Raw genomic sequence first — 12594 nt, 5'->3', positions numbered from 1 at the left:
GCCGGCCTCAGATCCAGCGCCGCACCTTTCTTTCGTAGCGGGCGAATTCGGCCTTGAAGGCGCGCCTCATGCGGTTTTCCTCGGGGATGATGAAGCGACGCTCGATCACCCAGACGAAGATCGGGATCAGCACCAGCGCCAGCACCGCGTCGAACCACAGGATCAGCCCGGCCAGAATCATTACGTCGCCCAGGTAGATGGGGTTGCGGGTGCGACTGTAGATACCGCTCTGGATCAGGGCCGTGGGCGTGTTGTGGGGAATGACCGTGGTGCGGTGGCGGCGGAACTCGACAAAGGCCAGCACCATCAGCAACACCCCGCCCCCCACCAGCATCCCGGCCAGCAGGTCCACCACCCACAGCCTGCCGAAATCCAGGCCGGCGGGAAAATACTGCACCTGCGCCCAGGCCAGCGCGATGAACGCCGCAAGCCAGACCGGCGGCAAATCGATCCATTTCATGATGTCCATCCTGCCCTCTGCCTGTCGGTTCCGGCACAGATTGCGCCGGAAGCCGGGCCAAGTAAAGAAGTGACCCGACGGCGCATCTTGCCAGGCCAGCTCGATCCCTTACCCTGCACGCGGACAGAGGGAGGAGTCGCACATGACATCGCTGCAGGGCAAACACGCGCTGGTGACCGGGGGCGGAACGGGGATCGGGCTGGCCATCGCCCGGGCGCTGGCGGACGAGGGCGCCCGGGTCACCATCACCGGCCGGCGGCGCGAGGTGCTCGACGAAGTCTCGGGCGCGGGGCTGCACGGCATGGTCATGGACGTGCGCGACGAGGCCGGCGTGGACGACACCATCGCCCGCGCCATCGAGGCCCGCGGCCCGATCCAGATCTGCGTCGCCAATGCCGGCATCGCCGAGGGGCGCGCCCTGCACAAGACCTCGCTGGAGTTCTGGCGCAACATGATGGCGACCAACCTGGACGGGGCGTTCCTGACCATCCGCGCCTGCCTGCCGGGGATGCTGAGCACCGACTGGGGGCGGGTCATCACCGTGGCCTCGATCGCCGGGCTGCGCGGGCTGAAGGGGGCGGCCTGCTATTCGGCGACGAAACACGGGCTGGTCGGCCTGACCCGGTCGCTGGCCGAGGATTTCCTCGGCACGCCCTACACCTTCAACGCGCTCTGCCCCGGCTACGTGGACACCCCCATCGTGGCCCGCAACACCGAAAGCATCGCCGCCCGCGCCGGCATCAGCCCGAAGGACGCTCTGGCGCTGATGGTCGAGGCCAACCGTCACAAGCGGCTGATCGCCCCCGAGGAAGTGGCCGCCGCCGCGCTGTGGCTGGTGCGACCGGGATCGGAAAGCATCAACGGCCAGTGCATCGAGATCGCCGGCGGGCAGGTCTGAACAGCGCGCAGGACTGGACAGCCCGGGGCCGGCCGCGCTATCCCGCGAAAATGCTTCAAGCCTGAAATGTTTTTCGCGAGACCCACCGCCATGACAGACTTCTCCGCCACCCGCGCCATGTTCGACCTGCCCGACGGGGTGATCTATCTCGACGGCAATTCCTTGGGCCCGCTGCCGCGCGCCGCCCGCGAGCGGGTGGACCGGATGATGGCCGGGGAATGGGGCGGGATGCTGATCACCGGCTGGAACCGCGGCTGGAACGGCGAGGGCTGGATGGCCATGCCCACACGCCTTGGCGACCGGATCGGCCGGCTGATCGGGGCGGAGCCGGGCCACACGGTGGTCGGCGACACGCTTTCGATCAAGGTCTACCAGGCGCTGGCGGCGGCGCTCGAGATGCGCCCCGACCGCAAGGTCGTGCTTTCCGACAGCGGCAACTTCCCCACTGACCTCTACATGGCCGAGGGGCTGCTGCGGTCGCTCGACCGCGGGCACGAGCTGCGCGTGGTGGCCCCCGACGCGGTCGAGGCCGCCCTGACCGACGAGGTGGCGGTGCTGATGCTGACCGAGGTGGACTACCGCACCGGGCGGCGCCACGACATGCCGGCGCTGACGGCGCGCGCCAATGATGCGGGCGCGCTGGCGATCTGGGATCTGGCCCATTCCGCCGGGGCCTTTCCGGTTGACGTGGCCGCGGGCGGGGCCGATTTCGCGGTCGGCTGCAGCTACAAGTATCTCAACGGCGGCCCCGGCGCGCCCGCCTTCATCTATGTCGCGCCCCGTCACGCGGATTCCGCCCGCCCGGCCCTGTCGGGCTGGCTGGGCCACGAGGCCCCCTTCGCCTTCGACCTCGACTACCGCCCAGGCGCCGGGGTGGAGCGGATGCGCGTAGGCACGCCCCCGGTGATCCAGATGACCGCGCTAGATGCCGCGCTGGACGTCTGGGATGGCGTGAGCCTCGACGATATCCGCTCAAGATCGCTCGAACTCTCCGACCTCTTCATCGCCGAGGTCGAAGCCGCCTGCCCCGGCCTGACGCTTGCCACCCCCCGCTCCCATGACCGGCGCGGCAGCCAGGTCTCGTTCCGCTTCGAACACGGCTATGCCGCCATGCAGGCCCTGATTGCCCGCGGAGTGATCGGCGATTTCCGCGCCCCGGACATCATGCGCTTCGGCATCACGCCGCTCTATATCGATGACTCCGACCTGCGCGCGGCCGCCGCCATCCTCGCCGACATCATCGAAAACCGCCTCTGGGACCACCCCGACTACCGGCACCGCCAGAAAGTCACCTGACCCGGCCCTTTTTCTGGCCCGCAAATATCCCGGGGGTGAACTGGCCCGCCAGGGCCAGGAGGGGGCAGAGCCCCCTCCTCCCCGTATCTTCAGATCCCGCCAGATGCGTCCCTTGTCGTTCTGGTCATGTTTCCTGACCACCGAGTTGCCTGCCACCCGGTTTCGTTCTATCAGAACCGCAACGGTATGCAGCGGCACACATTTGACGGGGAGCGAAGGCACATGACCGACAGGACGTTGCGGCACGGCTTGCAGGTTGCAGGCGTTTTCGCCGATTTCATCGAGACCCGGGCCCTTCCCGGAACCGGCGTGACGGCCGAAACCTTCTGGGCCGGGCTGGCCCGGATGGTGCGCGAGCTGACCCCGAAGAACCGCGCGCTGCTGCAAAGACGCGCCGAGCTCCAGTCCCGCATCGACGCTTGGCACCGCGACCACCGCGACCGGCCGCAAGATCCCGTCGCCCACGAGGCGTTCCTGCGCGAGATCGGCTATCTGGTGCCGGAGGGGCCGGATTTCGAGATCGAAACGCAGGGCATCGACCCCGAGATCGCCCACGTGGCCGGGCCTCAGCTGGTGGTGCCGATCACCAATGCGCGCTTTGCGCTGAACGCGGCGAATGCGCGCTGGGGCTCGCTTTACGACGCGCTTTACGGCACCGACGCGCTGGGCGAGCTGCCCCCGCCGGGCGGCTACGATCCGGCACGCGGGGCACGGGTGGTGGCCCGGGCCAGGGCGCATCTGGACAAGACGGTGCCGCTTGCCGGGGCGTCCTGGGCCGATGTCACCGGGATTGGCCGCGACGAATCCGGGCTGGTGCTGCATACCGCGACCGGAGCCGCGCGGCTCACCAATCCGGCGCAGTTCGCCGGGCTGAAGGAAGACGGCTCGGAATACCTGTTCACCCGCCACGGGCTGCACATCCGCTTGGTCATCGACCGCGACCACCCGGTGGGGCGCGACGACCCGGCCGGCATCGCCGACGTGATCCTCGAATCGGCGGTCTCCACCATCATGGATTGCGAGGATTCGGTGGCCTGCGTCGATGCCGAGGACAAGGTGCTGGCCTATGGCAACTGGCTGGGCCTGATGCGGGGGGATCTGAAGGCGCGGGTGGACAAGGGCGGGCGCAGCTTTGACCGGGTGCTGGCCGGGGATCTGGAGTTTGTCACACCTGCCGGCGCGCCGCTGCGGCTCAAGGGGCGGTCGCTGATGCTGGTGCGCAATGTGGGGCACCTGATGACCAACCCCGCGGTGCTGGATGCGAACGGCAACGAGGTGTTCGAGGGGCTTCTGGACGCGCTGTGCACCACGCTGATCGCCCTGCACGACCTGCGCGGGGCGCGGCGCAATTCGGCCGCCGGTTCGGTCTATGTGGTCAAGCCCAAGATGCACGGCCCCGAGGAGGTCGCCTTCGCCGTGGAGACCTTCGACATGGTCGAGGACATCCTCGGCCTGCCGCGCAATACGGTCAAGCTGGGCATCATGGACGAGGAGCGGCGCACCTCGGTCAATCTCAAGGAATGCATCCGCGCGGCGAAGGCCCGGGTCTGCTTCATCAATACCGGCTTCCTCGACCGCACCGGAGACGAGATCCACACCGGCATGGAGGCCGGTCCGATGCTGCCCAAGGGCGAGATGAAGACCCAGCCCTGGATCCTGTCCTACGAGGACCGCAACGTGGATATCGGGCTGGCCTGCGGCTTTCAGGGGCGGGCGCAGATCGGCAAGGGCATGTGGGCGATGCCGGACATGATGGCGGCGATGCTGGAGCAGAAGATCGCCCACCCGCAGGCGGGGGCGAACTGCGCCTGGGTGCCCTCGCCCACTGCCGCGACGCTGCATGCGACCCACTACCACCTGGTGGACGTGAAGGCCCGGCAGGCCGAAATCCGCGCCGGCGGGCCGCGCGGCAGCCTGCAGGATCTTCTGACCGTCCCGGTGCTGGGCGGCCGCAACCTGAGCGAAGACGAGATCACCCGCGAGATCGAGAACAACGCCCAGGGAATCCTGGGCTATGTGGTGCGCTGGATCGACCAGGGGGTGGGCTGTTCGAAGGTGCCCGACATCAACGATGTCGGGCTGATGGAGGACCGCGCCACCTGCCGCATCTCCAGCCAGGCCATGGCCAACTGGCTGCATCACGGGGTGGTGTCCGAGGATCGCGTGATGGAAGCAATGCGCAAGATGGCCCGGGTCGTGGATCGCCAGAACGCCTCGGACCCGGCCTACCGGCCGATGGCCCCCGGCTTCGACGGCATCGCCTTCCGCGCCGCCTGCGATCTGGTGTTCAGGGGGCGGGAGCAGCCCTCGGGCTATACCGAGCCGATCCTGCACGCCCGGCGGCTGGAACGAAAGGCACAAGCCGGGGCGTGACGGCCCTGCCCCCTGCCCCGGCCCGCGCGGGTGCCGTCAGCGGCCCGCAGCCGCCTCAGCGCCGCGATCCGTTTCCCGGCCCGTATCCCGGTCCGCGGCGCGGGCCTCCAGCGCCGGATAGCGCAGCCCCAGCGTGACACCGCGGGCGACGAAGGACAGCAGCAGCGCCAGCCACAGCCCGTGATTGCCCAGCGCCGGCACCAGCGCCGCCAGCGCCGCGGCATAGATGGCAAAGCTGAGGATCATCATGTTGCGCATGTCGCGGGTGGCGGTGGCGCCGATGAAGATGCCGTCCAGCATCCACGCCGCCCAGCCCAGCAGGGGCGAGGCCACCATGTACGGCAGAAAGACCCGCCCCTGGGCGCGGACCGCCCCGGATTTCGCCATCAGGTCGATGATGGCGCCGCCCGCCACCGCAAAGAGGACCGCCAGCAGCACCGCCGTCACCAGCCCCCACAACCCGGTCATGGCCGCCGCCCGGCGCAGATCGGCCCGCCGGCGCGCGCCCAGCGCCCGGCCCACCATCGCCTCGGCGGCAAAGGCGAATCCGTCCATGCCATAGGCGGTGATGGCCAGAAACTGCATCAGGACCTGATTGGCCGCCAGCGTCACGTCGCCGAACCCGGCGCCGAAGAACATGAACGACACGAACATCGCCTGCAACAGCAGCGACCGGATCAGGATGTCGGTATTGACCGCCGCCATGTGGCTGAGCCGCGCGCGGTCGAAGATCAGCGCGGCGCGGCGCCAGTCCCGGCCGCGAAGGGCATCGCGGCACAGCCACAGGCCCAGCGCCAGCCCCGACCATTCGGCCAGGAAGGTCGCCAGCGCCACCCCCTCGACCCCCCAGCCCAGCACCGGCACGAACAGCAGGTCCAGCCCGATGTTGAGCCCGTTCGTCCACAGCTGCACCGCCAGCACCGCGCGGCTGCGCTCATGCGCGATCAGCCAGCCGGTGATCCCGTAGATGGCGATCGCCGCCGGCGCCGACCAGATGCGGATGCCCAGATAGCCGCGGGCCAGCGATTCCACCTCGGCGCTGGCCGGAGCCAGGGCGAAGGCGGCGGCAAAGATCGGCAGCTGCATGGCAATCAGAACCGCCCCCGCCGCGCCGCCGATCATCAGCGCCCGGATCAACAGCGCCGCCACCTCGGCCCTGTCGCCCGCGCCCAGCGCCTGCCCGGCAAGGCCCACCGTGCCCATGCGCAGGAATCCGAACATCCAGTAAACCGAGGTCAGGATGATTGCCCCCAGCCCCACCGCCCCGATCGGCGCGGGCTGACCGATCTGGCCGACCACGCCGGTATCCACCGCCCCCAGAAGCGGCACCGTCGCATTCGACAGCACGATCGGAAGGGCGATCTTCAGAACCCGGCGGTGGGTGATGGCGGCGGAAGTTTCAGTCACCGGACCCGGAGATCGGCGGCGGCATCAGGAAATGTCCGGTGGCCTGCGCGAAATGCTTGTTGTGGTGATCCTGCCATGCCTCGACATGGACCGAGGCATAGCGCCGGCCCGAGCGGGAGACGCGGGCGCGCGCATAGGCATCGCGCGGCAGGCCCGAGCGCAGGTAGTCCACGGTGAAATCGATGGTCCTGGGCAGGCGCGGCAGATCCCCCCTGGCCAGCGCCTCGGCGTCGATCTCGCCCGATTCGATATGCGGGAACAGATGTGTCCAGCTGAGCGTGATGATGGCCGTGACTTCGAGAAAGGCGGCGGTCACGCCGCCGTGGATCGCGGGCAGGAACGGGTTGCCGATCAGGTCGTCGGAATAGTTCAGGACGGCGGTCAGCTCGTCGCCGCGGCGGTCGAATTCGATGCCGAGAAACCGGATATAGGGCACCCCATGCACCAGCGCCGCCAGCGCCGCGTCGCGGCGTTGCTTGACCACCTGCATGGGCTCGGGGCGTTTGCGGGTCAAAAGCGTTTCTCCACGGTAAAGGCGCCGGCGGCGGTGGCGACCGGGCGGTCCGTGTCGTCATCGGTGGCGGTGGCGCGCACGAAGGCCACGTTGCGGGTGACGTGATAGCAGGTGGCCGTGGTGCGGATTGCCTGGCCCGGCGTGGCCGCCCGCATGTAGTCGATGCGCAGGTCGATGGTCGCGGTTCCCCCCGGCGCCGAGGGGTGGCTCATCACCGCCGCGCCGCAGCAGGTATCCATCAGCGCCGACACCGCGCCGCCATGGATCACCCCGGTTTTCGGATCGCCGATCAGCTTTTCGTCCCAGGGCATGGAAATCACCGCCGTGCCGTCTCCGATCTCGACCAGTTCCATGCCCAGCGCCCGCGCATGCGGGATTGCCTCGATGAATTGCCGTGCCAGTTTTGACTTGTCCACCACCGGGTCAGCTCCTGCCCAACCGCGTTTTCGCCTGATGCCCTCCTTATGGGCCCGGTCGCGGGGCGAGGGCAAGCCCGCCGGTTGCGCTCGGGGTTGTCCCGCCCTAGTTTGCCCGCGAGGAGAAGCTGGTATGTCCGACACGCGACTTTCGTTCAAGGAAATGTGCGCCGAGTTCGACGTGACCCCGCGCACGCTGCGATACTACGAGTATATCGAGCTGCTCCAGCCCGATCGCGAGGGCCGGTCGCGTTTCTATGGCCCGCGCGAGAGGGCGCGGATGAAGCTGATCCTGCGCGGGCGGAAATTCGGGTTCCAGCTTGAAGAAATCCGCCAGTGGCTGCTGATCTACGAAAACGAGGGCAACGAGGCGCAGATGAAGGCCTTTGTCGAGATGGCGGATCGACAGATGAAGGAACTCGAATCCCAGCGTCGGCAGATCGACGAGGCCCTGGAAGAGCTCAAGGCCCTGCGCGAAGTTGCGGCAAGGGGCGCGAAATAGGCCGCCGCGCACCCCGCAACGGAAGAATCGCCACCTGCTTTTCCGGCCGGGCGCCCCGTCGGCACGGGGCCGATGCCGGGGCAAGTTTGTTGCGCACAGAGAAGTTGACGTGAAGTGATCTTACGTCACCTTTTTCGTGACGTGACGTCTGACTTACGTCAACGTGGGGCCGATGTTGTAAAACCCGCCTGAGCGAAACACCTGTCGCCCATCCGGCACAGGTGAGATGAGATGCAATGATGACCGATGAACTGATGACCATCCGCGAAATGTGCGATGCGTTCGGTGTGACCCCGCGCACGCTGCGGTTCTATGAATCCAAGGAACTTCTGTTTCCCATCCGCGAAGGGCAGAAGCGGCTGTTCACCCGGCGCGACCGCGCCCGGCTGAAACTGATCCTGAAGGGCAAGCGCTTCGGCTTCAGCCTGGAAGAGATTCGCCAGCTGCTGGATCTGTATCACGTGGGCGACAGGCAGAAGACCCAACTCGAACGCACCTGCATGGTTGCCCGCGAGCGTCTGGACGAGCTTGAACGCCGGCGCGACGAGCTGAACGGCGCCATCGCGGAACTGCAGGACCAGATCCGCCTGGTCGAACAGATGCTCGCCTCGCTCGAACAGCCCAGGCGCGCCGCCGAATAGGACGGCCGCCCGTCGCGGCCCGAAAAACGAAACGTCACGGAGATCAGGAAGATGCCCAGCTACACCGCCCCCACCAAGGACACGCAATTCGTCCTGCATGACGTTCTGAAAGTGTCCGAGGCCGGCATCCCCGGCTATGACGAACTCGAGCCCGAATTCACCGGCGCCATCCTGGAAGAAGCCGGCCGGATCAGCTCCGAGGTGCTGGCGCCGCTCAACATGGTGGGCGACACCGAGGGTTGCGTGCTGGAAGAGGGCGTAGTGCGCACGCCGACAGGCTTCCGTGACGCCTTCGAGAAGATGAAGGAAGGCGGCTGGCCCGGCATCGACCTGCCCGAGGAATATGGCGGCCAGAACATGCCCTACGTGATCGCCACCGCCGTGGGCGAGATGTTCTCGGCCGCCAACCATTCCTTCACCATGTATCAGGGGCTGACCCACGGCGCCGCCTCGACCATCCTCGCCCACGGCACCGAGGAGCAGAAGAAGACCTGGGTGCCGAAGATGGTCTCCTGCGAGTGGACCGGCACCATGAACCTGACCGAACCGCACTGCGGCACCGATCTGGGTCTGATGCGCACCAAGGCCGAACCGCAGGAGGACGGCTCCTACCGCATCACCGGCACCAAGATCTTCATCTCGGCGGGCGAGCACGACATGGCCGAGAACATCGTCCACCTGGTGCTGGCGAAGATCCCCGGCGGGCCGGAGGGCATCAAGGGCGTGTCGCTGTTCATCGTGCCCAAGTTCCTGGTCAACGCCGATGGCAGCCTCGGGCCGCGCAACGGCGTCTCCTGCGGCAAGCTGGAAGAGAAGATGGGCATCCACGGCAACGCCACCTGCGTGATGAACTATGACGGCGCCACCGGCTGGCTGCTGGGCGAGAAGCACAAGGGCATGCGGGCCATGTTCACCATGATGAACGAGGCCCGCATCGGCGTCGGCATGCAGGGGCTGAGCCAGGCCGAGGTCGCCTACCAGAACGCGCTGGCCTATGCGAAGGAGCGCCTTCAGGGCCGCGCGGTGACCGGGCCGAAGAACCCCGACGGCCCGGCCGACCCGATCATCGTGCACCCGGACGTGCGGCGGATGCTGATGAACCAGAAGGCCTTTACCGAAGGGGCGCGGGCCTTCATCCTGTGGGGCTCGACCCTGATCGACCGGCACATCCGCATGGGCGACGAGGACGCGCACGGGCTGATCTCGCTGCTGACCCCGGTCATCAAGGGCTTTCTCACCGACGAGGGCTACGACATGACCGTGCAGGCCCAGCAGGTCTTTGGCGGGCATGGCTATATCGAGGAAACCGGGATGAGCCAGTTCACCCGCGATTCCCGCATCGCCATGATCTACGAGGGCGCCAACGGCGTCCAGGCGCTGGATCTGGTGGGGCGCAAGCTGGGCTCGGACGGCGGCAAGCACGTGATGGCCTTCTTCGATCTGGTCAAGTCCTTCATCAAGGAGAATGCCGGGCAGGACGAGGCCTTCGACCGAGACTTTCTCGACCCGCTCAAGGCCGCGTCCAAGGACCTTCAGGCGGCGGGGATGTATTTCATGGCCGAGGGCATGAAGAACCCCGACAACGCGCTGGCCGGATCCCATGACTTCATGCACCTGTTCGGCCATGTCTGCCTCGGCCTGATGTGGGCACGGATGGGCAAGGCGGCGCGCGAGGCTCTGGCCGCCGGCACCCCGGACCCGGCCTTCCACGAGGCCAAGCTGGCCACCGGGCGCTACTACATGGCCCGCCGGCTGCCCGCGACCGCCCTGCACCTGGCCCGCATCCAGAGCGGCGCCGGCACGGTGATGGCGCTTGATGCCGATCAGTTCTGACCTGCGGGCGGGCGGATTCCCCGCCCGCTTTCAACCCCGAGAGGTGACATGCCGAAACGTTTCCGCCTGACCCGCCGCTTTCCCGTCGCCATGACCGAGGACGGCTATCGCCGGCTGAAACGCTTTGCCGCCGAGGCCGGGCTGGACGAGGGCGAGGCCCTGTCCTTCCTGTTCGAGAATTTCGACAGCGTCACCGATCGTGAAAACCTGACCCACCGGCTGCGGCTGTTCAACTCCGAGCTGGAAGACCGCAAGCGCTGAGCACAGGGGGAGGAGGCACCATGTCCCAACTGTTTCCACGCAAGGCCGGCTGGATGACCGACGAGCATCGGATGCTGGCCGAGATGACTGCCCAGTTCATAGCCGAGCAATGGGCGCCGCATTTCGAACGCTGGCGCAAGCAGGGCCAGATGGACCGCGAGATCTGGACCCAGGCGGGGGAGCTGGGCCTTCTCTGCCCTTCGATCCCCGAGGAATACGGCGGGGCGGGGGGTGATTTCGGCCACGAAGCGGTGATCATGATGGAAGCCCCCCGCGCCAATATCGCCAGCTGGGGCAACCCGATCCATTCGGGCATCGCCGCCCATTACATCCTGGCCTACGGCACCGAGGAGCAGAAAAGGCGCTGGCTGCCGAAAATGGCGACGGGCGAGATGGTGGCGGCGCTGGCCATGACCGAACCCTCCACCGGCTCGGACGTGCAGGCGATACGGACCCGCGCGATCCGCGAAGGCAACGGCTACCGCCTGAGCGGGCAAAAGACCTTCATCTCCAACGGCCAGCACGCCGACCTGATCATCGTGGCCGCCAAGACCGACCCGACACAGGGCGCGAAGGGCATCACGCTGGTGGTGGTCGAAACCGAAGGCGCCGAGGGCTTCACCCGCGGGCGGAACCTGGAAAAGATCGGCCTGCACGCGGCCGACACGTCAGAACTGTTCTTCGACAATGTGGAAATCCCCCCCGAAAACATCCTTGGCGGGGTCGAAGGCCGGGGCTTCTATCAGATGATGGAGCAGCTTCCCCAAGAGCGGCTGATCATCGCCTGCGGCGCCGTCGGCGCGATGGAAGGCGCGGTGGAGCGCACCGTCGCATATTGCAAGGAACGCGAAGCCTTCGGCGGGCCGCTCACCCAGTTCCAGAACACCCGCTTCAAGCTGGCCGAATGCATCACCAGAACAAAGGTGGCGCGGGCCTTCCTGGACGAGTGCATCATCGAACACCTGCGCGGCGTGCTCACCGTGGAAAAGGCGGCAATGGCGAAATACTGGACCACCGACACCCAGTGCGCGGTGATCGACGACTGCGTGCAGCTGCATGGCGGCTACGGCTACATGCAGGAATATGCGGTCGCCGAAATGTGGGCCGACGCAAGGGTCCAGCGCATCTATGGCGGGACCAATGAAATCATGAAGGAACTGATTGCGAGGTCGCTTTGAAAATGCAGCCGACAGCGCCCGTGGATAGGGCGGGAGCCTCCGGCGGGAGTATTTGGAGCAAGAGGAAGGATGGGCACATGATCCGGCTCTTCCTCTTGCCGGAAATACTCCACGGGGGTGCGGGGGTGTGAAACCCCCGCCGCGACATCGGTCAAAGGGAGGCATGCCATGACCATTCAACTCTACTGCTTCGGAGAAAGCGGCAATTCCTACAAGGCGGCGCTGGCGCTGGAGCTGGCCGGCCTCGACTGGGAGCCGATCTTCGTCGATTTCTTTGGCGGCGAGACGCGCACGCCCGAATATCGCGCCAATATCAACGAGCTGGGCGAGGCGCCGGTGCTCGTGGATGGCGATTTCCGGCTCAGCCAGTCGGGCGCGATCCAGACCTGGATCTCCGACAGGACCGGCAGATTCGGCGGCCGGACCACCGAGGAACGCTACGAGGTCCTGCGCTGGGTGCTGTGGGACAATCACAAACTCAGCTCGATGGCCGGCATGACCCGGTTCCTGATGAACTTCCTGCCCGAAGAGAAGCGCCCCGAACCGGTAATCCGCTTCAACCAGGGGCGGCTGAAATCGGCCTATCGCATCCTGAACGACCATCTGGAGGGCCGCGATTGGATCGTCGGCGACGGCATCACCAATGCCGACCTGTCCTGCTGCGGCTACCTCTACTATCCCGAACCGTTCGGCTTTGACCGTGCCGAATGGCCCAATATCGATGCCTGGCTGACCCGGCTTTCCGAGCAGCCCGGCTGGAAACACCCCTATGACCTGATGCCCGGCAACCCGTCGGACCGAATCTGAGGAGAGCA

General features: G+C 66.9%; 13 protein-coding genes. 9 read left to right on the top strand and 4 right to left on the bottom strand.

Features of this window, described 5'->3' with window-relative positions; genetic code table 11:
- Positions 1–7: 7 nt before the first annotated feature.
- Positions 8–460 (bottom strand): methyltransferase family protein, encoded by a 453-nt coding sequence (locus ACZ5CM_RS04830; protein ID WP_464641582.1) that lies wholly within the window; start codon positions 458–460, stop codon positions 8–10.
- Positions 461–602: 142 nt separating this feature from the next.
- Here ACZ5CM_RS04830 and ACZ5CM_RS04825 point away from each other — a divergent pair, with 142 nt between their 5' ends.
- The 3 genes from ACZ5CM_RS04825 (at position 603) to ACZ5CM_RS04815 (ending at position 5027) form a co-directional block, all read left to right on the top strand.
- Positions 603–1358, top strand: a complete 756-nt coding sequence (locus ACZ5CM_RS04825) for an SDR family NAD(P)-dependent oxidoreductase (protein ID WP_464641581.1) — start codon at positions 603–605, stop codon at positions 1356–1358.
- 90 nt (positions 1359–1448) lie between these two features.
- Positions 1449–2654: a kynureninase gene (gene kynU, locus ACZ5CM_RS04820; RefSeq protein WP_464641580.1), complete on the top strand. Its 1206-nt coding sequence runs from the start codon at positions 1449–1451 to the stop codon at positions 2652–2654.
- A gap of 222 nt (positions 2655–2876) precedes the next feature.
- Complete coding sequence (locus ACZ5CM_RS04815) at positions 2877–5027, top strand: malate synthase G (RefSeq protein WP_464641579.1); 2151 nt, start codon at positions 2877–2879, stop codon at positions 5025–5027.
- A 36-nt stretch (positions 5028–5063) separates the two neighbouring features.
- On the opposite strand, the gene ACZ5CM_RS04810 is transcribed toward ACZ5CM_RS04815, so the two are convergent.
- Genes ACZ5CM_RS04810 through ACZ5CM_RS04800 form a run of 3 tightly spaced genes read right to left on the bottom strand, consistent with a single transcriptional unit; the run spans position 5064 to position 7367 of the window.
- A complete protein-coding gene (locus ACZ5CM_RS04810) occupies positions 5064–6434 on the bottom strand; it encodes an MATE family efflux transporter (RefSeq protein ID WP_464641578.1) in 1371 nt (456 codons plus the stop codon).
- Positions 6427–6948 carry a PaaI family thioesterase gene (locus tag ACZ5CM_RS04805; RefSeq protein WP_464641577.1) on the bottom strand — a complete coding sequence of 174 codons (522 nt, stop codon included), beginning with the start codon at positions 6946–6948 and terminating at the stop codon, positions 6427–6429. The genes ACZ5CM_RS04810 and ACZ5CM_RS04805 overlap by 8 nt, the downstream gene beginning before the upstream one ends.
- Positions 6945–7367: a PaaI family thioesterase gene (locus ACZ5CM_RS04800; protein ID WP_464641576.1), complete on the bottom strand. Its 423-nt coding sequence runs from the start codon at positions 7365–7367 to the stop codon at positions 6945–6947. The genes ACZ5CM_RS04805 and ACZ5CM_RS04800 overlap by 4 nt, the downstream gene beginning before the upstream one ends.
- Before the next feature lie 130 nt (positions 7368–7497).
- On the opposite strand from ACZ5CM_RS04800, the gene ACZ5CM_RS04795 reads away from it, so the two are divergent.
- From ACZ5CM_RS04795 to ACZ5CM_RS04770, 6 genes are all read left to right on the top strand, one after another.
- Positions 7498–7866 carry a MerR family transcriptional regulator gene (locus ACZ5CM_RS04795; RefSeq protein WP_464641575.1) on the top strand — a complete coding sequence of 123 codons (369 nt, stop codon included), beginning with the start codon at positions 7498–7500 and terminating at the stop codon, positions 7864–7866.
- Between the two features lie 239 nt (positions 7867–8105).
- Positions 8106–8507 carry a MerR family transcriptional regulator gene (locus ACZ5CM_RS04790; protein WP_464642499.1) on the top strand — a complete coding sequence of 134 codons (402 nt, stop codon included), beginning with the start codon at positions 8106–8108 and terminating at the stop codon, positions 8505–8507.
- A 51-nt stretch (positions 8508–8558) separates the two neighbouring features.
- Positions 8559–10340 (top strand): acyl-CoA dehydrogenase C-terminal domain-containing protein, encoded by a 1782-nt coding sequence (locus tag ACZ5CM_RS04785; RefSeq protein ID WP_464641574.1) that lies wholly within the window; start codon positions 8559–8561, stop codon positions 10338–10340.
- A gap of 48 nt (positions 10341–10388) precedes the next feature.
- Complete coding sequence (locus tag ACZ5CM_RS04780) at positions 10389–10601, top strand: hypothetical protein (protein ID WP_464641573.1); 213 nt, start codon at positions 10389–10391, stop codon at positions 10599–10601.
- Positions 10602–10621: 20 nt separating this feature from the next.
- Positions 10622–11779 (top strand): acyl-CoA dehydrogenase family protein, encoded by a 1158-nt coding sequence (locus ACZ5CM_RS04775; protein WP_464641572.1) that lies wholly within the window; start codon positions 10622–10624, stop codon positions 11777–11779.
- A gap of 168 nt (positions 11780–11947) precedes the next feature.
- Positions 11948–12586, top strand: coding sequence for a glutathione S-transferase family protein (locus tag ACZ5CM_RS04770; RefSeq protein WP_464641571.1), 639 nt, complete (start codon positions 11948–11950; stop codon positions 12584–12586).
- Positions 12587–12594 lie beyond the last annotated feature (8 nt).

Source organism: Piezobacter thermophilus (genome assembly GCF_055386745.1).
Note: the sequence above shows the minus strand (reverse complement) of the source record. Positions and strands in the feature narration are given on the sequence as shown.